At 64.1% G+C, this 19,695-nt stretch carries 17 protein-coding genes; 9 read left to right on the plus strand and 8 right to left on the minus strand.

What is annotated here, in order from left to right:
- The first annotated feature begins 35 nt into the window (after positions 1-35).
- The 3 genes from IPL75_22990 (at position 36) to IPL75_23000 (ending at position 5,796) form a co-directional block, all read left to right on the plus strand.
- A complete protein-coding gene (locus IPL75_22990) occupies positions 36-1,190 on the plus strand; it encodes a PP2C family protein-serine/threonine phosphatase (GenBank protein MBK9243061.1) in 1,155 nt (384 codons plus the stop codon).
- A 166-nt stretch (positions 1,191-1,356) separates the two neighbouring features.
- Positions 1,357-4,008 (plus strand): hypothetical protein, encoded by a 2,652-nt coding sequence (locus tag IPL75_22995; GenBank protein ID MBK9243062.1) that lies wholly within the window; start codon positions 1,357-1,359, stop codon positions 4,006-4,008.
- 12 nt (positions 4,009-4,020) lie between these two features.
- On the plus strand, positions 4,021-5,796 hold the full coding sequence (locus IPL75_23000; GenBank protein ID MBK9243063.1) for a (2Fe-2S)-binding protein: 1,776 nt from the start codon (positions 4,021-4,023) through the stop codon (positions 5,794-5,796).
- Here IPL75_23000 and IPL75_23005 read toward each other — a convergent pair.
- Positions 5,771-6,682 carry a diacylglycerol kinase family lipid kinase gene (locus IPL75_23005; GenBank protein MBK9243064.1) on the minus strand — a complete coding sequence of 304 codons (912 nt, stop codon included), beginning with the start codon at positions 6,680-6,682 and terminating at the stop codon, positions 5,771-5,773. The genes IPL75_23000 and IPL75_23005 overlap by 26 nt on opposite strands.
- Positions 6,683-6,707: 25 nt before the next feature.
- Here IPL75_23005 and IPL75_23010 point away from each other — a divergent pair, with 25 nt between their 5' ends.
- Positions 6,708-7,880, plus strand: a complete 1,173-nt coding sequence (locus IPL75_23010; protein MBK9243065.1) for a hypothetical protein — start codon at positions 6,708-6,710, stop codon at positions 7,878-7,880.
- Between the two features lie 456 nt (positions 7,881-8,336).
- On the opposite strand, the gene IPL75_23015 is transcribed toward IPL75_23010, so the two are convergent.
- The gene (locus tag IPL75_23015; protein ID MBK9243066.1) at positions 8,337-10,121 is read right to left on the minus strand and encodes a GAF domain-containing protein; all 1,785 of its coding nucleotides are present in this window, start codon (positions 10,119-10,121) and stop codon (positions 8,337-8,339) included.
- A 65-nt stretch (positions 10,122-10,186) separates the two neighbouring features.
- Here IPL75_23015 and fabZ point away from each other — a divergent pair, with 65 nt between their 5' ends.
- Positions 10,187-10,636, plus strand: a complete 450-nt coding sequence (fabZ, locus tag IPL75_23020; GenBank protein MBK9243067.1) for a 3-hydroxyacyl-ACP dehydratase FabZ — start codon at positions 10,187-10,189, stop codon at positions 10,634-10,636.
- Between the two features lie 203 nt (positions 10,637-10,839).
- Here fabZ and IPL75_23025 read toward each other — a convergent pair whose 3' ends face one another.
- From IPL75_23025 to IPL75_23035, 3 genes are read right to left on the minus strand one after another with little or no spacing between them, the layout of a single operon-like run.
- Positions 10,840-12,009: a 3-phosphoglycerate dehydrogenase gene (locus tag IPL75_23025; GenBank protein ID MBK9243068.1), complete on the minus strand. Its 1,170-nt coding sequence runs from the start codon at positions 12,007-12,009 to the stop codon at positions 10,840-10,842.
- Between the two features lie 24 nt (positions 12,010-12,033).
- On the minus strand, positions 12,034-12,936 hold the full coding sequence (locus tag IPL75_23030; GenBank protein MBK9243069.1) for an EamA family transporter: 903 nt from the start codon (positions 12,934-12,936) through the stop codon (positions 12,034-12,036).
- 2 nt (positions 12,937-12,938) lie between these two features.
- Positions 12,939-13,889, minus strand: coding sequence for an HD domain-containing protein (locus IPL75_23035; GenBank protein ID MBK9243070.1), 951 nt, complete (start codon positions 13,887-13,889; stop codon positions 12,939-12,941).
- A 42-nt stretch (positions 13,890-13,931) separates the two neighbouring features.
- Between IPL75_23035 and IPL75_23040 the strand changes: the two genes are divergently transcribed.
- Positions 13,932-15,479 (plus strand): response regulator, encoded by a 1,548-nt coding sequence (locus IPL75_23040; protein ID MBK9243071.1) that lies wholly within the window; start codon positions 13,932-13,934, stop codon positions 15,477-15,479.
- On the opposite strand, the gene IPL75_23045 is transcribed toward IPL75_23040, so the two are convergent.
- The 3 genes from IPL75_23045 to IPL75_23055 form a co-directional block, all read right to left on the minus strand.
- A complete protein-coding gene (locus tag IPL75_23045; protein MBK9243072.1) occupies positions 15,480-16,226 on the minus strand; it encodes a FliA/WhiG family RNA polymerase sigma factor in 747 nt (248 codons plus the stop codon). It lies immediately after the preceding gene.
- A gap of 246 nt (positions 16,227-16,472) precedes the next feature.
- Complete coding sequence (locus IPL75_23050) at positions 16,473-16,697, minus strand: hypothetical protein (protein ID MBK9243073.1); 225 nt, start codon at positions 16,695-16,697, stop codon at positions 16,473-16,475.
- A gap of 4 nt (positions 16,698-16,701) precedes the next feature.
- Complete coding sequence (locus IPL75_23055; protein MBK9243074.1) at positions 16,702-16,941, minus strand: helix-turn-helix domain-containing protein; 240 nt, start codon at positions 16,939-16,941, stop codon at positions 16,702-16,704.
- 111 nt (positions 16,942-17,052) lie between these two features.
- Here IPL75_23055 and IPL75_23060 point away from each other — a divergent pair, with 111 nt between their 5' ends.
- The 3 genes from IPL75_23060 to IPL75_23070 are packed head-to-tail and all read left to right on the plus strand — an operon-like array spanning position 17,053 to position 19,693.
- Positions 17,053-18,447: a sigma-54-dependent Fis family transcriptional regulator gene (locus tag IPL75_23060; protein MBK9243075.1), complete on the plus strand. Its 1,395-nt coding sequence runs from the start codon at positions 17,053-17,055 to the stop codon at positions 18,445-18,447.
- A 2-nt stretch (positions 18,448-18,449) separates the two neighbouring features.
- On the plus strand, positions 18,450-19,340 hold the full coding sequence (locus tag IPL75_23065) for a hypothetical protein (protein ID MBK9243076.1): 891 nt from the start codon (positions 18,450-18,452) through the stop codon (positions 19,338-19,340).
- Positions 19,337-19,693 carry a Dabb family protein gene (locus IPL75_23070; protein MBK9243077.1) on the plus strand — a complete coding sequence of 119 codons (357 nt, stop codon included), beginning with the start codon at positions 19,337-19,339 and terminating at the stop codon, positions 19,691-19,693. Before IPL75_23065 ends, IPL75_23070 begins: the two co-directional genes overlap by 4 nt.
- Positions 19,694-19,695 lie beyond the last annotated feature (2 nt).

A 19,695-nucleotide genomic window follows, 5' to 3' on the forward strand; every position in this document is an offset into this window, starting at 1 on the left:
CCTTCGGGCCTGATCCCGCGTATGTAAGGGGTGTCATGACTGCGCCGCGGGAGCCCTCTCGGAACTTTTTCGACGAATACACCCGAGGATTCGACCGGACGGAGTTTCAGCGGCTGTTCACGCGCGACACCGCCGACGCGTATCACTATTTTTCCCGCGGGTTGGACCTGCGGGCGCTGGCACAAGCCCCGTGGTACAAGCGCTGGCCCACACATATTCGGCTGTTTTTTGTGGCCTTCGCCATGCGGCTGTCGCCAGGGCGCCGCGTGTTGTACGCCTTTGCGGTAGTGGCGGCGGTGTTCGGCCTGCTTGATCTCTTCGATGGGTTCGGCACGGTCACCGTGTTCCTGTTCCCGATCAGCCTGGATCTCTACCTGCCGCAGTGGGTGGAAGGCACGTCGTGGATGGTGCTGGCCTTCCTGGCGATTCAGTTGCTGGTGTTGATGGAGGTGGCCGACCGGCTGTCGCTCAAGAGCGACCTGGAGATTGCGCGCGACATCCAGATTGCGATGTTGCCGCGAGGATCAAAAGAAGCGGGCGATGCGCGCGTGTTCGGTTTCACGCGGCCGGCAAACACGGTAGGCGGAGATTTTTACGACATCCTGCCACTGGCGGACGGACGCCTGATGGTGGCGGTGGGTGATGTGGCCGGCAAAGGTAGTCCCGCAGCGTTGTTGATGGCGCTGTTGCTGGCGATGCTGCGTACGCTTGTGGACGAGGGGCTGGAATCGGTGCGGCTTATCTCGCGGCTTAATGTCCAGATCTGCCGGCACAGCCCGGGGTCGCGGTTCATCACGTTCTTCTTTGGGGTTTACAACCCGGCCGACGGCTCGCTTGAGTACGTGAATGCCGGGCATCTGCCGCCCATGGTGAAACGCGCGTCGGGCACCATCGAGCGGCTTGAGCGCGGTGGCATGGCGCTGGGCATGTTTGAACACGCGACGTACGACGCGGGACATGTCACTATCGGCCCGGGAGAAATGCTGGTGCTGTACACGGACGGCATTACCGAGGCCGAAGACCGGTCTGGGCAGGCCTTTGAGGACTCGGGCCTCGAGGCTGTGCTTGCGCGCAGCACTGTGCAGAACGACCCGGAAGCCCTGGCCGGCGCGATCATCGCCGCCGTCGAAGCCCACGCCGGCGACGTGCGCCTCGCTGATGATCTGACAGTCGCAATTCTCGGAAGGTAGGGGGACGGGTGTGTTTTCCACAGAAATGGGCAAAACGGGGACAGGTCTCCAAAGACCTCTGAGGTCTGACCTCAGAGGTCGTCGTGACAAGACCTGTCCCCGTTTTGCCCATTTCTGTGGAAAACACACCCGTCCCCTTATCTTCTGGATCCTCGCAGTGACTTCGATGTCCGGACAGGTCCGGCCGATGCAGGCGGATGGGGTCGTGCGGTTGCTGACCGATCTGGAAAGTGCGCTCGGCAGTAACAGCGTTGATGAGTTCGCGCGTCTGGCCGCGAGCACGTTGCCTGCGGCAGAAGCGTCCGCGTTTGTCAGTTCGGCGTTTCGCGAGGGGCAGGGGTTCGCCGCAGTGCGCGAACGGGACCGGCGACCCGAAGGACCCGGATTCAAGGTGTTGGTGGAGATGCTCCTTGGCCGAGGCGGCGCGGGCCGCATCGCCACGTGGCAGCTACTCGTCAGGCCCAAGGCCGACGACCCGGATCGTTTCGAGGTGGCGGGCGCCACGCCGGTGGCCTCGGTGGACGGCCTGGTGAAACTCGAGCTCGACACCACGCGCCAGTACGCCGCGCGCGATCTGGTGTTTTCGTCGCAGGGACTGACCCTGCACCTGTCGTCGGGCGCGGTGTTCCTGGCGCAGGTGGAAGGCGGAAGCACCGCGTTGCTCTTCCGGGGACGAGGCACTATGCGATTCGCCCCCGAAGATCCGGCCGAGCAGGTGCAGGTGCGCGCGTTCAGCGGCCGGCCGGCGCTTGAAACGCCTGTCGAGTCGTTGCTGATCCGAATCAGCCCACTGGACTTCGACAATCACTTCAGTGCCGCAAAGCTGGTGCCGGTCGTCGTGAATCCTGGCGACGTGGCGCGCGCGCGATCGCTCTTCGACGAGCTCAGCACGAAAAGTTACACGCTCAGCCTGGGTGACCTGACCACCGAACGGTGGTCGCTGCTGCCGCCGCAGGGTGACGTGCTGGCCGAACTGCGCACCAAACGATTCGGCACACTCACGTACGTCCTGGCTCGCGGCGATGCCGAAGATGTCTCGCTCTTCGACCGAGCGCGGGGCCGCAATATTTCCGTGTACGCATCGCCCGATCGGCTCGCATCGCGCGGGAGGTATTACAGCGAAGACGAGACCGCCGCCTACGACGTGCAGCACTACGACGTGGACGTGCGTTTTGATCCCGAACGCGAGTGGATCAGCGGCAAAGGCTCGGTGCGTCTTAAAACCCGGAGAGATGGCCTCGCGACAATCTCACTCAAGCTGGCCGAGCCACTGGCGATCTCATCGATCTCGTCCCCGGTGTTTGGACGAGTGCTTGGTTTGCGCGTCTCGGGCCAGAGCAACGTGCTCATCAGCCTCCCGCAGGCCTTACCAAGAGACACCGAAGTGGTCCTTGAGATTACCTACAGCGGCAAACTTCCCGCGCAGTCCATCGACCGGGAAGCGCTGGAAGTAACGGCCGATCCACAACAGGCCACGGACCCGCTGGGCTCGCTGTCACAAGATCGTCCCATCCTGCCGGAAGCCCGGTATCTCTACAGCAATCGCGTCTACTGGTATCCGCAGGCCTCGGTCACCGACTTTGCCACCGCCTCATTGCGACTCACGATGCCCGCGCAATTCCAGGCGGTGGCGTCGGGCAGCCTCGTCAGTTCGACTGTGGCCCCGATGGCCGACCCCACCGGGCGAAGCGGCGACGAGCGCTCGGAACGCACGGTTCGTTTCATGGCCGACCGCCCCGTGCGGTACCTCTCATGCCTCATCTCGCGATTTGTATCGGTCGGGCGCACCCAGGCGCCCGTGCCGGCACTGGCGCCCTCGATGGTCGCCGCCACACCCGGGGCCCCGCCGTCGTCTACGACGAGCGTCAACGTGGACGTGGTGGCCACGCCGCGCCTGCTCAGAGCCAATCGCGCTCTGCCGGAGCGAACCGCGCAGATGGTGCAGTTTTTTGGCTCGGTCATTGGCGAGGCGCCATACCCTGACTTCTCGCTGGCGGCGCTCGACGCCGAACTGCCCAGCGGTCACAGCCCGGCGTATTTTGCCGTGTGGAACCAGCCGACCATCCCCACCACCCTGTCGTGGCGCGGGGACCCGGTCTCACTCAACGGCTACCCCCTGTTCTTCCTCGCGCACGAGGTGGCCCACCAATGGTGGGGGCAGGCCATCGGCTGGAACAACTATCACGAGCAGTGGCTGAGCGAGGGACTGGCGCAGTACTTCGCCGCCGTCTATGCGGGCCACGACCGCGGCCCCGACACCGAGCGGGCGCTGTTCATGCAGATGCGCGAGTCGGCGATGAACCTGTCGCGCCACGGCCCCGTGCACATGGGCTACCGGCTCGGGCACGTCCAGGGCGACAGCCGCATCTTTCGCGGATTGGTCTACAACAAGTCGGCCGTCGTGATGCTCATGCTCCGGGGTCTCGTTGGCCCGGAGGCCTTCAACCGCGGCATTCAACGCTTCTACCGCACCCATCGGTTTCAGAAGGCCGGGACCGACGATGTGCGGAATGCGTTTGAGGCGGAAACGAGCCGTCCCCTCGGCCGTTTTTTTGACCAGTGGATCCACGGGTTCCTGCTTCCCGAGGTGCGACTCACCTGGCGGATGGCCGACAGCACCCATCTGGCCGTCAAGGTGGAGCAGTTGGGCGAGACGTTCGACTTCCCGTTGACCCTGACCATTCAGCATGCGGACGGGCGCATCGAACTGGTCCCGATGGCGGTGACCGAGCCGGTTGTGGAGGTCGTGGTGCCCGTCCCCGCCCCCGTCCGCCGGGTGGACACCCGCAACGACACGAGCCTGGTGGTGGTGAAGTAGAATTTATGGGTTATGGAAACGGTCACGCTGACGATTGACGGGTCTCCGGTTACGGTGGAAAAGGGCAAGACGGTGCTGCAGGCCGTGATGCAGAGCGGCGGTCACGTGCCGTACTACTGCTACCACCCCGGGCTTGGCGTTGACGGCTCCTGCCGCGTCTGTATCGTCAAGATCGAGAAGATGCCGAAGCTGCAGACCTCATGCTCGATGGTGTGCACGGACGGCATGGTCGTGAGCACGAATGCGCCAGATGTGGAAGCCGCGCGCGCCAGCGTGTTTGAGTTCCTGCTGGTCAATCATCCGCTCGACTGCCCGGTCTGTGACAAGGGCGGCGAATGCCCGCTGCAGGACTATTCCTATTCGTACGGCCCCGAGCGGAGCCGCATGGACTTTCCGCGCCGCGTGTTTGACGGCGAAGGTGTGAAGGCCGACGTGGACTTCGGTCCCACGCTCATGCTGAACCGCAACCGGTGCATCATGTGCACGCGGTGTCAGCGCTTCATGGCCGAGGTTGACGGCGATGCGCAGATCGGCGTGTTCCAGCGCGGCGTGCACAGCGAGATTGCGACGTTCGAAGAACAAGGCGTGGTGTCGCTGCTCTCGGGCAACCTCATGGATGTGTGCCCGGTGGGCGCCATCACCACACGCGACTACCGTTTCAAATCGCGACCGTGGGACAACCCGTCTGCAGTCGACACCATCTGCACGGGTTGCGCAAAGGGATGCAACACCACTGCGTGGATCAAGGCGAAACCCGAGTGGGCGAAAGGCGCGCAGCTGGTGCGCATGACGCCGCGGGACAACGCCGAGATCAACAGCTACTGGATGTGTGACATCGGCCGCTTCGACTACCACTGGGTGGAAAGCGATCGGCGACTGTTGCAGCCGCACGTGCGCACCAGTCGCGGCTCTGATGCCACGCCGTGGGCCGACGCGCTGATTGCGGTCAAAGCTGCTGTGGACGACGCCGGCGGCGGCGCTCAGGCGCGCGTGCTGGTATCGGGTCACGCCTCGCTTGAAGAACTCTACGCGCTCAAGCAGTTCGAGTCGCTCACTGGAGGCGTGACGTTCGGCTGGCGCTATCGCGAGAAGCCGCAGCCGGCCAACACGAAGTTCCGGATTCCTGCGGTGGATGCGCCCAACCTGCGGGGAGCCCAGGATCTGGGTTTCAAGATGGCCGCCGTTGACGGCCCGGCAGACGTCAGCGAGTTGCGCGCGGCGGTGGATGCAGGCCGCGTGAAGGTGCTGTATGTCATGGACACCGGCCCCGAAGGCTCGCTCGGCGACGCTGACTGGATCGTGGCCGCCCGCGCGGCAGGCAAAATTTCCACCCTGATCGTGCATGGCGTGCTGAAGACGGCCCTGTCGGAAAGCGCCGACATCGTGTTGCCGGGCTGCGCGTTCGTGGAGAAGGACGCCACGTTCACGAACATGACCGGGCACGTGCAGACAGCGTCGCGCGTGATTACGCCGCCGGGAGACGCCGCGGAAGACTGGCAGATTCTGTCGAAGGTGGCGGCGGCGTTCGGCGCCGATATGGCGGAAGCCTCGGCAGGCGCCGTGCGTCAGGCCATCGCCTCGGCGCTGTCCGCAGTGCCGGGCTACGCGAAACTCGCGGAGGTCGCGTTCGCGCGGCCCGTCTCGGCGCGGCAATACCTGCAGGCGTCAAACCCGTCGGAGCGCGGCAAGTGGGACTCGATGTTCCAGGACCTGCCCCCCGTGAAGTTTGGCGAAGACTTCGGTCCGCTCCCGCGCGCCGACGTTATTCCGCTGCGCCTCGTCGAGTAGTCCGCACGCGAAGCGCGCCGGGGCGCACGCCAATCTCCAGCGAACCAGACGCTTCGAATACCTCGCCGTCCACGTGGCACACGAGTGCGGTGCCGTGCACAGTGGCCCGGGTGGCACGTGAGCGCTCGAGACCCCGGGCAGGGCTGCCACTCCTCCAGAAAAGCCGCCGGCCCCGCCAGAATTGCTGCAGCGGTGTGCCCGCCTCCACCAGCACCACATCGAGCACGCCATCCTGGAGGCTGGCAGCGGGCGCCAGCACCGCGCCATTCCCGTAGGTTGACGCATTGGCGAACGCCACCAGAAACTTGCGGCCCTGACGCGCCTCTTCCCCATCGTCGGTGTGCCACGTCACTGCGTAGTCGGCCGCCGCGTACGTCCACGCAAGGGACACGCCGCTCTTCACGTATCCCACGGCGCCGCGTGTCGATCGGCCGGCAAACACCCGCGCCACGGCCGCGTCGAATCCGATGCCGGCGATGTTGAGAAAGATCCGGTCGCCGGCCGTTCCAACATCGATGGCCGTGAACGACGACGATAGGGCGATCTCCATTGCGCGTTCCGGACTCGAGGGCAGCCGCAGGCCGCGTGCAAGCCCATCCCCCGACCCACTCGGCACGATCCCCAGCGTCGTCGGCGTTCCCACCAGCGCCTGCGCTACTTCATTGACGGTGCCGTCGCCGCCCATGGCAATGACGGTGTCATAGCCCTGGTCCACAAACGTCTGCGACAGAATGCGAGCGTGGCCCGGCCCTTCAGTCATGACGACGGTGGCGTTGATGCCCGCTGCTGCAGCGCGGGTTTCCGTGAATGCGCGGCGACGCGCGGGTTCACCTGGCCGGCTTCCGAGGCGGCCGGAAATCGGATTGATCACGATGCCAACACGCATGGGGGCGGTGCTATAGTAGCGCTCAATGTCAAACGGAGTGCCCAACAAAGGCCGTATCCTTGTGCTGCTGGTACTCGCTCTGGTGGTCGCGGTCGGCGCCGGCATCCAAACCTTTCGATTCGACCAGCAAGCCGCCGCCGGTCGCATTCTGGAAGACTCCATCACTCAACAACTGAACGCCACGGACCTCGCACTGGGCGAGTTACGACATGCCCAGTCCGCCTACGTCGCGGCCGGCCAGGGGTCAAAGTTCTGGATGGACCAGTTCGACAGCGTGGCGGCGCGGGTGGAAGACACATTGCGCGATCGTCAGCAGACCACGCGGTCCGCCGGGGCGCTCGCGCACTACGACGCGGCGATCGAACAACTCGGCACGTTGCGCACCTCGAACGCGCGCGCCAGGAACTACGTGGACGGCCAGCAGTTCATCCTGGCCTCGGACGTCATTTTTGTGGAGAGCCTCGAGATCATTGGCCGCATCTCTGCCAATGTGTCGGCCGCACGCGACACCGAGATCTACTCAGCCCGTCAGGCGCTGGCCACCACCACGCAATATCGCCAGGGCCTTCTGGGGGGGAGCCTGCTCTTCACCCTGCTCGTCGGCCTGATCGCTTACGGTCGAATCGGCAAAGTGGCGCCGGTGGAGATTGCCCAGGCTGAGGCTCCGGTAGCTATTGCACCGCTGCCCGAACCCCAGCCAGTGGTGAAGCCCGCAGCCCAGGTGTTCCACGCTCCGTATATGGCCGATGCGGCCGATGTCTGCGTGGACCTGGCGCGGTTGCTCGATGGCCGCGACCTCCCCGCCCTGCTGAGCCGCGCGTCGGCCGCCATTGGCGCCGACGGCCTGGTGCTCTGGGTCCTCGACGAGTCCGGCCAGACGCTGCGGGCCTCGCTCGGCCACGGCTACTCGGACCGCATGCTGAAACGGCTTGGCCACCTGCCCGTCTCAGCCGACAACGTAACATCACTCGCCTGCCGCACCCTTCAGCCGCAGGTGGTGCCCAGCACGTCGGCCGGCGTCCCGGGCGCCCTCGCGGTGCCGCTCATCAGTTCCACCGGCTGCGTGGGGGTGCTGTCGGCCGAAGTCTCAGACACGATGTCCGAGGGTCATCAGCTGCCGGTCGCCCGACTCATCGCGGCGCAACTCTCCGCCGTCATTCGCCCCGACACCGCATCTTCAGCCGCTGCCGCGCACTAAGGGTCTCCACATAGGGGGACGGGTGTCGATCTGTGGAAATCTCCTGCCCAGGGAAAAGACGTCGGGTGTCTTTTTCTAGATCATTGGCGCTGAAAAAGACACCCGACGTCTTTTCCCTCGTGGAGATTTCCACAGATCGACACCCGTCCCCCTCGGGTCACACGCGCACCCTCAACCGTCATCGGTTGCGTACAGTGAAATGCGCGGACTCTCGCGGTTTTCCGAGGGTTTCCGTACGGCACACGTCTTGATTATCGAAGCGTATTGAAGCCGCTCGACGTCACGCGGGATGTGTCTTTCTCACGACAGGCAGGCGCTGGCATCGCAGCATTCCGCGGCACGTTGTCTGACGCTCGGGCGGCTTCATTAAACTGGCGGAACTGACGGAACTGCCCGAACTGACGGAGACTGGGGAGCTCGCAGTTCCTCAGTTCCGCCACTTCCGCCAGTTCCTAATTACAACGTGATCTTCAGCGCCACCACTGTGGTGTCGTCGTTGGGGGGGAACCCGGCGCGGTGCGCTTCGACGGCTTCGACGATGGAGTAGACGATTTCCTTGGCGGTGAGGTGTTTGGTCTTCGAGACCACGTCGATAAGGCGTCCGCTTCCGAACTCCTCGCTCTTCCGATTCATCGCCTCTGACACGCCGTCCGAGCAGAACACAAACACATCACCCGAGGTGAGCGGCAGCGTCACTTCGTCGTACGTCATCCCGGGGAATGAACCAAGCGGCACGCCCGGCGCTTCAATCAGGCCGCAGGTGTCGCCCGACGCCCGCACCGGATACGGCACGCCGGAGTTGGCCAGCGTCACGCTCCTCCGCTTGAGATCGAAGATCGCGTAACACAGGGTGCAGTAGTACTCCTCGAGCTGGCGCTCGTGGAGGATGGTGTTGATCGACATCAGCACCGCCGCAGGCGACGATCGCTCGGGCACATACCGCCGGCGGAACGTGCGGCCGCGCACGAGTTCTCCGGCAAACACGCTGTAGAGCGCCGCCGGCACGCCCTTGCCTGACACGTCGCCCAACGCCATGATGAGCGTCTGCGACTCGGGCACCAGATAGTCGTAGAAGTCGCCGCCCAACTCCAGCGCAGCCGAGAATGACGCGTCCACGTCCACGCCCTTCATCTTCTTGGGCAGCTTGGTGGGCAGCAAAGCCGCCTGCACGCGACGGGCAAACCGCAGTTCCTTTTCGAGACGCGCCTCGGTCTGCGACGCTTCTTCGTAGAGACGCGCGTTTTCGATCGCGACCGCCGCCTGGCTCGCCAGCAGTGTCAGGATCTCCACGTCACGCTTGGTGAAGGCGTCGAGCTCAGGGCTCTCGAGGTCGAAGACGCCGATGCAACGGTCCTTGAGCAGCATCGGCACCACCAGCTCCGACCGCACATCGTCAACCACCTTGATGTAGCGCGGGTCCTTCGACACGTCGGGCACCATCACCGGCTCGCGATGCAACGCCGAGTAGCCGACCAGTCCCTCGCCCAGAGGCACCTTGGGCAGCGCCACGCGATCGCCAAACTGCACGGCGACCTTCATTTCCAGTTCCTTGGTCGCCTCGTGGAGCAGCAGGATGCCGAACGTGCGGTAGTCCACCACGCGCCTGGCCAACTGCGCGATCCGCGAGAGCAGCTCGTCCAGGTCCATGAGCGCGGCCACGTCGCGGCCAATCTCGGCGAGCGTTTCAAACGCTTCGGCGTCGAGCCGCTGCTGTTCAAACAAGCGCGCGTTGACCAGCGCCAGCGCCACGTGCGCGGCAAACTGCCGCAGGATGGCCGCATCGCGCTCCGAATACATGTCGCGCGATCGGCTCAACACGTTGAGCGCGCCGATGGGCTTGTTCTTGTGCACCAGCGGCACGGCCAGCGTCGAGGCCATGCCCGGCACCACTTCCACGTAGGCCGGCTCGAGCGTAATGTCGCCCACCACCATGGTTTCCTGGGTGCTGACCACGTGCCCCACGATGCCGTCGGTGATGCGGGGACGATAGTGCGTGGTATCCGGGTATCCCACGCCGTAGGCGATCCGCAGCTCGCTGTGTCTATCGTCCAGCAGGTAGACGGCAAACGCGTCAAATGGAATCAGGCGGCCAATCAGCTCGGGAATCTTCTGCAGGAGCTCGTCCAGTTCCACCACCGACGCCACCTGGCGGCCCAGATCAAACAGGGTCAGCAGGACATCGCGCTCATGGCTGCCCGCAGACAGGTGTGATGGCAGACGGTTGGCGGGAGGCGGGTTCATGGCAGGCAAACGACGCGGGAGGAACTGGTTCCAATTATACTTGGTTCGTCCGGCGCCCTGACCCCATGACCGACCTGCAGCTTCCCCTCGACTATTCGGCGATCGAACGCATCCTGCCCCACCGGTATCCATTCCTTCTGGTGGACTGCATCATCGAGTTCGAACCCGACCACCGGATAGTGGGTATCAAGAACATCTCAGACAACGAAAAGTCGCTGTCGCGGTCACCCGGCCAGCGGCCGGCGCTGCCCCCCACCCTCTTAACCGAGGCGGTCGCACAAGTCGGCGCCATCCTGATCCTCTCGAAGGCCGAGAACCAGAACAAACTGATCTTCTTCATGGGAATCGAGCGCGTGCGCTACCGCTGTCCCGTGCATCCGGGCGATGTGGTCAGGATTGAGGCTGTGGTCAAGCGCCTTCGGAGCCGGATGGGTGTGCTTCAGGGCAACGCCACAGTCAACGGGCGCGTGGTCCTTGACGGCACGATGACGTTCGCCCTCGGCCCGCGCGCCTAGCGATTGTCCACGCAGGATTACAGGAGACGCCGAGGCTCAGAGGGTCAGATCTTTGGCTAAAGACTGGCGCCCTAAGTCGTCCCTGAGAGACTGTGCTGGCATCTCGTAGCGCGGCCTGGGTCTCAAGGCCGCGGACGTCCGCGCGCTTGAGACCCAGCGCGCGCTACGAAATTCCGGATACACGCAAACGAAAAGCCGCGCGATCAGATCTGCCGCAACATCAATAGACCGTCGATGGCCTTGAGGCGTTCGAGCGCAGCGGCGGGCACGGGTGCGGTCACGTCGGCCACCACGTAGGTGACGCCTCTGGTGGCGCTGGCCCAACCCACCACGGTGACGCCGGCTTCTGCGAACGCCTTGGTGACGTTGGCCGCCGCCTGCTCGGACGCCGAACATGCGCACACACAACGATGCGCGGTCTGTCGCGGCGCCACCAGGTCCGGGAAGTTCACGGCGTTGCGCACGTGGCCGTGTTCCAGGAAGTCACGTACCTGATCGGCCACCATGATGGCGCAGTTGTCTTCGGCCTCGGCCGTGGACGCGCCCAGGTGAGGCGTGGTCACACACTTCGGGTGTTTCACGGTCAGCGCTGTGGGGAAATCGCTGATGTACGCGAGCGTGTGCCCGGCGTCGAGGCTGGCCAGCATGGCCGGCTCGTCCACAATCCCTTCGCGCGCAAAATTCAGCACCGCGCTTCTGGGTTTCATCGCCTTCAGCCGATCGGCGTCAATCAGCTGTCGCGTGGCCGGCCCCAACGGCACGTGCAGCGTGACAAAGTCCGCCGTTCGCAACGCTTCGTCCAGCGAACGCGCGCGAACCACTGCGGGTGACAGCTGCCAGGCGGCGTCCAGCGTGAGGCCGGGGTCGTAGCCCACCACCTGCATACCCAGCGCCACGGCGGCGTTCGCCACGCGGCCACCAATGGCCCCAAGGCCGATCACGGCAAGGGTCCGACCGGGAAGCTCGGTGCCGGCGAATGCCTTTTTGCCGGCTTCCACTGCCTTGTGCAAGTCGGCATCTGAATCGGCGGCGTCACCGGCGCGGCGCGCAAACTCTACTGCTGGCACGATGTGCCGGCTCGCCAGAATCAGACCCGCAATCACCAGTTCCTTGACCGCATTGGCATTGGCGCCCGGCGCGTTGAACACGGGGATGCCGCGCTCGGTCATCGCCGCCACCGGAATGTTGTTGACCCCGGCACCGGCCCGGCCGATGGCCTTGAGCGACGGCCCGAACGTGGCCTTGTGCAGGTCCGCCGATCGCAGGAGGATGGCATCCGGATCGGCAAGGTCGGCGCCGGTCGTGAAGCGCTCCCGTGGCAACCGCTCGAGGCCGGCAGCAGAAATGTTGTTCAGGGTTTGGACGGTATACATGGCACGTCGGTCAAGCCAAGGATATCAGGCTCGTGACGGTCGCCTCACAGGGCGCACCACAAGCATGCCGACCACGATGATCAGGGCGGCGGCGATCATCGACAGCCGGAAAGGCTCACCCAGCAGAAGAGTTCCCAGCGCCACCGCAATCACCGGGTTCACATAGGTGTAGAGCGACACGGTGGCGATGGGCAAATGGCGCAGCGCGTAGGAATAGGCGGCAAACGCGATCACCGAGCCAGCCAGCGTCAGATAACCCAGCGCCGCCAGCGTGCGCGAGGAAAACGACAGGTGAGCCCACTCCCCCATCGCGGTGCCCGCAAGCGTCATGAACAAGCCGCCGAAGAACATCTGCACCGCCGCGATGCCAAGCACGTTGCGCGACATGGAGTGCCGGCGCGTATACGCCGACGCAATCGCCCAACCAATACACGCGACCTGCACCGACAACACCCCCACCACCACGCCTCGGCCGGTGACGCCGCCAAGCGAGATGTCTGGCCACACGAGCATCACGATGCCGAGGAACCCGATAAACAACCCGCCCCACTGACGCCCCGACAGCCGGTCGGCCCCGGGTAACCAGGAGTCAACCGCCACCATCCAGAAGGGTGATGTCGCGATGACAACCGCCGTCAATCCGCTCGCCAGGTATTGCTCTGCCCAGACGACGCCGCCGTTGCCGAGCGCGATCATCAGAAAGCCGAGCACAGCCAGCCGGCCCCACTCGCGTACCGGTGGTATCGTCTGGCCCCGCGCAAGGAGCCACAAGGCGAGGAGCACTCCAGCAATGAGGTACCGGATCCCGCCCATCAGGAATGGGGGGATGGTCTCGAGCGCAATCTTGATGGCGAGATAGGTAGTGCCCCAGATGAGGCACACGGCGGCCCAGGCTATCCACGCATTCCGCCGAACCGCTGGATTCATGATCAGGAAGGCTTGTACAGCACGCGCTCCAGCCGCCGATGATAGGCCGTGAAGGGGCCGTCGCTGTCATCGGCCTCAATGTGTTTTCTCACCTGGTGAATCCTGGCATCGAGATCATCAACGGCAGCCAGGATAAAGGCCTCCACGGTCATCGGCTCCACGGGTGAACCCATGGCCTTCTGGCCGTGGTGCGACAAAATCAAATGCTCGATCTGCACAGACAGATCGTGCGGAAAGTCTGGAATTTCACGTGTCATGTCGCGCACCATCCCTGCGCCAATCGTGATGTGGCCGAGCAGGTTCCCCTCAACCGAATAATCCGTCGTCACACCGTACGACAGCTCTTCGAGCTTGCCGATGTCGTGCAGGATGGCGCCGGCCACCAGCAGATCCCGATTGGCTCCGTACGCGTCGGCCAGGAATTCGACCGAATCGATGATCTTCAGGACGTGTTCCAGCAGGCCGCCGCGATACGCATGATGCACGGTCTGGGCCGCGGGCCAGATGCGCAGGCGGTCGCCCTGCTTCTGCGCCACCCGGGTCAGCAACTCACGAACCGGCGGGGATGACACGGCCGCTATGTGGGCCTCGAGCTCGCGCCACATGTCGTCGATCGGGCGTGGCGCGCACGGAATGCAATCTTCCTCGCGAAAGCCATCGAGCGCATCGCGTTGTGCATCGATGCGGCGGATCTTGTCGATCACCAGCTCGAGCCGCTGGTTGAAAAGATTGCCACGCGCCTGAATCTTGACGAACTCCCCGGCGTCGAACTCCTCTTTCAGGCCTTCCACATCCTGAAAGACCTTGCCCTTGATCTCTCCCGAGATGTCCTGCAGCACCAACGCCAGGTAGTTGCCGCTCTTGCCGCTGCGCAACTCTTTCTTTGAGCACAGAAAGTAACCCCATCCATTGGCGGCGCCTGTGAGCTGAGCAATCCTGGGTAGTTGAGTCATGGTCAATTCGAGTGTACTTCGAGATGCTAAGATTCAGCAGCCATGCCGCCTCCCACCCCCATGGCCGGCGTTCCTCATCCAACGCTTGGCAACGATGCGTTCCTGCACTTGTTCGAGGGACTTCGCGAAGGCGTCTTCATCGGCCTGGTGTCGTCCGACGCCACGGCGACGCTCGCGGCCAACCCGTATCTGCGCCTCATGATGGGCTGGGCCGAAGACGTGAGCGTCACTGACGTTCGCCCGTTTGATCTCGACCGCTTCGTCGACCCGCTGGCACGCGACGGCTTCCTCGCACAACTCACGCGCGACGGCGCCGTACACGATCATCTGCTGCGACTGCGTCGGCTTGACGGCACCGCCATCTGGATTGAAGTGACTGCCCGCGCGGAACCGCTGGCGCACGCGCTCCGGGTGGAAGCCCTGATGCGCGACGTCACGGAGCGAAAAAAGCTGGAAGACAAAGCGCGGGATGTCTTCCGTCAGTTGTCACAGGCTGAAAAACTCGCGGCCCTCGGGCAAACCATGTCGGGCGTGGCGCACGAGCTGAATAACCCGCTCGCGACCATCCTGGCCTGCGCGGAACGCCTGACCAGCCGGCGTCTCGACGACCACACCCGCCGGGATCTGGATGCCGTCCACAACGCCGCCGAGCGTGCCGCCCGGATCGTTCGCAACCTCCAGACCTTTGCACGCAAGCGCCACACGACACGAACGATGGTCGATCTGAATCACGTGGTGCGCGACACGCTCGCGTTGCGCTCCTACGAACAACACGTGGCCAACGTCGTGATCATCGAAGCGCTGGCCGCGGGCCTGCCTCTCGTCTTTGCAGACCACCATCAACTTCAGCAGGTCCTGCTGAACCTTGTCATCAACGCCGAACACGCCATGCTCGGCGCCCACGGCCGGGGCCTGCTGGTGTTGCGCTCGTGGCACGATGCCGAACGCGATGCCGTCATGCTCGAAGTAAGCGACGACGGCCCGGGAATTTCGGCGGATGTGCAGGAAAAGATCTTTGACCCGTTTTTTACGACGAAAGCCGTCGGCAAAGGCACAGGCCTCGGGCTGACCGTGGCCTACGCCATTGCTCAGGAACACGGAGGGCGCCTGGCCGTGTCGTCGGTGCCCGGCCGCGGCGCGTCGTTTGTGCTGGAACTCCCTGCGGGAGGCACCCACGTGCGCGCGCCTGAACCGGCTGCCGCGCCGGCGCCTGTCGAAGTGCCCGTCGGCACCCGCGCTCTGGTCGTCGAAGACGAGCACGCGCTTGGAGAAGCCGTGGCCGACGCCCTGCGCGACGCCGGCTTCGAAGTCGATCGTGCGGCCGACGGCGAAGAAGCGATCGCTCGCACCCAGCGGCGCGCCTACGACGTGATTGTCTGTGACTTGAAAATGCCTCGCGTGGACGGCGTGGCGTTTTATAACCACCTGGCCGCGACGGCCCCCGCGCTGACGCGCCGGGTGATCTTTGTCACTGGTGATGTGGCCGGCACCGAGGCGGAAAGCTTCCTCGAACGCAGCGGCTGTCGCTGGCTCGCCAAACCGTTCCGCCTCCGCGACGTCGTTCGTACGGCCCGCGAAGTGATCGGCTAATCACGCCACCGCGTACTTCGAACAGGCCGACTGTCCGGCAGCCGGCGCGAGTGTCTTGCGCAAGCGGCTCATCGCCCTCGCATGCAACTGCGACACGCGCGACTCGTTGACGCCAATCTCCTTCCCAATCTGCTTCATCGTCGCCTCCTTGAAGTAGTAGAGGCTGACGATGCGGCGCTCGCGAGGGGGGAGAGCGGCGAGAGCGGCACGCACATGGTCGCGGACTTCTTTGTGTTCGAACTGCTGGTCTGGCGCCTGCGGTGAACTTGGCACCATCACGGCGGGAAGGGAGCCCGTGTCCACGTTGTCGTGGTTCGCGAGCGGCGACGTGGATTCAATCGTGGTGATTCTGAGGATGGTGCGTTCCAGTCGCGACTCGTCGGCGCCGACGCGCTTGGCGAGATCGGCCATGGAAGGCTCGGCGCCCAATTCCCGGCGCAGCGATTCGCGGGCGGCTTCGAGCTCGCGGCGAACTCGGCGCACTCCGCGCGGCCAGGCATCCCGGCGCAGGGCATCAATCATGGCGCCGCGAACACGGCGCTCGGCGAACGTCTCAAACTTGATTCCGCGGCTTTCATCAAAGCGATGCGCCGCGTCCATCAACCCCAACACCCCGTCCTGCACCAAATCGCTGACAGCGACTGAATTTGGCATGGTGGACGCCAACCGTCGGGCCATCGATTCCACGAATGGCAGTGTGGCGACAACACGGTCGTTCTGGTGATCGGCGAGGGGCGCGCGTTGCATGTAAAACCTCCAAAATTGAGCCGGCGATGGTTGCCGGCATGGAGGTGTAGGGCAACAGCGGTGCCAATTCGTGAGACGAATAAAACACGAATATGGCATATGGCGCGATTCTGCCTATAAGTTGTTTATTTACAATTAGTTAGATTGAAAATGCCGTGGTGTGAAGCCGTGTGCAGTTGTGTGCCGAACCACGCTTATCCGGTCAAATTAATGACGCTATCGCCGTCAAGTGTCAATAATTTATCGTCACGCGGGCGGGAGGGCGGCGCTCCGGATGCGCTGGGTAGTTCGAATGGCGTCCACGGTGCTGGCCACGACCTGGCCGGCGCGAGCCCGGTGTGTGTCTTCCAGCAGGCGGTGTTCAAGTAACTCGGCGTTCGCCAGGATGATCCCGAGTTGATTGTTCAGGAGGTGGAACAGTTGATTCAGGTCGTTTTGCGTGGGCGCGACCTGCGGCGTGAGTGCGGTCATGGTCTCAAGCCGACCGGCGCACGGTGGCGTCGTCGCCCTGTTGTTGTGGCGGTGCGGAAACTGAGTCGGCGCGGTCGGGTGCGACGCCATCCCGCCAGAGGGTGTCGGTGAAGATGCGCACGGAACCGCCCGCGGTTCTCACGTATTGCACCTTTCCACTGGCCATCCAGTTGTAGATGGTGCGGCGGCTGACGCCGACCACATCACAGGCGCGGGGGATTGAAACGGTGGTGCGTTCAAGCATACGTCCGGAACTATCGGCAGGCCTTTCCGAAAACTGTAGAACCTGTCTCGGAAACGTCGCCGGACGATTGACGCTGCGGGGTCTGGATGTCAACATGTCGTCATCCCTTCAATGTCTTCTGACACCAGTCCTCGACTTCACCTCCTGTTGGTTGATGACGAGGAGGCTTTCAGAGATGTAATCGCCGAGCGGCTTGCCGATCACGGGTATCGGGTTGAGCAGGCGGGTACGGGAGAGCAGGCGGTGGCCCGCCTCAGCGAGTTTGCGTTCGACATCCTGCTGACCGACTTGCGGCTGCCTGGCGTTGACGGCCGGCAGGTGCTTGACGAGGCGTTTGCGCGGTATCCCGACATTATTGCGGTGGTGATCACCGGGTTCGGCACGGTGCGCGAGGCTGTGGAAGTGACGCGCCTGGGGGCCGAAGGTTTCATCACCAAGCCTTTCCAGTTCGAGGAATTGCTGCACGCGTTGTCCACAGCCGTGGAAAAGCGGCGGTTGCGTTCAGAGAACGCGTACCTGCGCGAACAACTGCGCGGACGGTTTCATCTTGGCGGCATCATCGGCCAGGCTGCTCCCGTGGTGCGCATGCTGGAGCTGATCCAGACCGTTGCGGGCACGTCGAGCACGGTACTGATCACTGGCGAGACCGGCACAGGAAAAGAGTTGGCCGCGCGCGCCATTCACGATGCGAGCCCACGACGGCAGCAGCGGTTCATGGCGATCAACTGCAGCGCCATTCCCGAAACGCTGCTTGAAGCCGAACTGTTCGGTCATGTGCGTGGCGCGTTTACCGGCGCGGTGGCGAATCGGCAGGGCCGGCTTGAGCAGGCCAATCGGGGCACGCTGTTCCTGGATGAAGTGGGCACCATGAGCCTGCCGCTGCAGGTGAAGTTGCTGCGCACGATTCAGTCGCGCGAGTTTGAGCGTGTTGGCGAATCGCAGTCGATCAAAGTGGACGTGCGCATCATTGCCGCGACGAACTCAGACTTGAAACAGATGGTGGTGGACGGGACGTTTCGAGAGGATCTGTACTACCGGCTCAACGTGATTCCCGTGCACGTGCCGGCGTTGCGCGACAGACGGTCGGACGTGCCGTTGCTGGCGCAGCACTTTCTGGATCGATTGAGCCAGGAGTCGCCCGCGCGTGGACGGGTCACGATTGCGCAGGACGCGCAGCAGGCACTGATGGCGTATCACTGGCCGGGCAATGTGCGGCAGCTCGAGAATGTGATGGAGCGGGCGTTTGCGCTGTCGCCGGGACGCGCACAGCTCGAGTTGGCGGATATGTCTGACGAAATTCTGGCCGTGCCCGCCCAGGTGGCAGCCGAGCCAGAGGCGCTGCCCACTGACGGTGTTGACTTTGACGCGCTCGTGGCGCAGTTTGAACATGGCCTGATTCGTCGCGCGTTGGAACAGGGTGGCGGCAACAAACGAGTGGCCGCGGACCTGCTGAAGATTAAACGCACCACCTTGATAGAGAAACTCAAACGCCTGGAGCGTTCCTGAATATGCCTCCGTCACATTCATTCTGGGTCATTCTGATCGGCAAGACGCCCACGTCGTTTCGCGCGAAGGAGCGTGAGGATCTGGTGCCCACGCTTCGGCAGCTGCAACGCACACAAACTGACGTCACGCTGCGTTGGTTTGAGCGCGGGAAGGTGTGGGAGTCGCCGGAAGCGGCCATTGGTGCGTCCAAGCTCGCTGAGACCGAGGCGCGAGAAAAGCGCACCAAGGAGTGGCGGCCCGGCGGCGAGCATCGCGACCCCAGGGCTCGATTTGAAATGACGCGCGATCAGAAACGCGCGAAGTTCAAGCGGGAGCAGTCGGGTGGCGACGGACCGAAGTCCGAGTCGCCGTTTGGCCCACGGCCACCGCGTGAGGATCGGGCGCGTCCTGATCGCCCACGCCCGGATCGCCCCACTTCCGATCGCCCGCGTTCCGATCGGCCATGGTCCGACCGCAAGAAGCCAGACGGGCGCCCGCCGCGGCCGCCGTTTGACCGCGCCAAGCCTGACCGGCCTCGATCAGACCGGCCCTGGTCAGACCGGCCGAAGTCTGATCGCCCGGGCTCGGATCGGCCGCGGGGCCGCACAGACAGGCCCTGGTCGCCTGGCGGACCACCGCGGCCGCGTGAAGATCGGCCGCCCGCGCGCAGCCCGTTTCCAGACCGAGGACCACGTCCGCCTCGGCGCGACGACCGCGAGGGCGGTGAGGGAAGACCGCCGCGCAGGGACCGGCCGACGGGGCCGCCAATGGAAAACCCGTTCGGAGATCGGCCCAAACGCGAGCGGCGTCCTGACCGGCCTGACCGGCCTGATCGGCGGCCCGATACCGGCCGTCCAGGTCGCCCGCCGGCTGGTCGCGGTGGCGGCTTCAAGCCACCCAAACGGCGCTCATGATCCTGCACGTCGTGTTCTACCAGCCCAAGGCCTCGGCTTCCGCTGGGGAGTTGGCGGAGTTGGTGGCCGCCATCGAGCGGGCGAGTCGTCAGATTCCGACCGTCCGCCAGGTCAGAGCCGGAAGAGCCAAGGACTTTGGGTTCGGCTATTCAGATAGGTCAGTGGGCCAAAAACTGGGCTATATGGCTGTATTTGAGTTTAGTGACCTTGATGGCCTCAAGGCATATCTCATGCACGATGAGCACACGGAACTCGCAAAACTCTTCTGGAGTGCTTGTGAAGAGACGATGATTGTGGATGTGGAGGCGGTGGACCCGAAGGTCCATGGGTTGTCTGAATTATTGGTCGAATAAGG

The organism is Acidobacteriota bacterium, from assembly GCA_016716905.1.
GTDB lineage: Bacteria > Acidobacteriota > Vicinamibacteria > Vicinamibacterales > SCN-69-37 > SYFT01.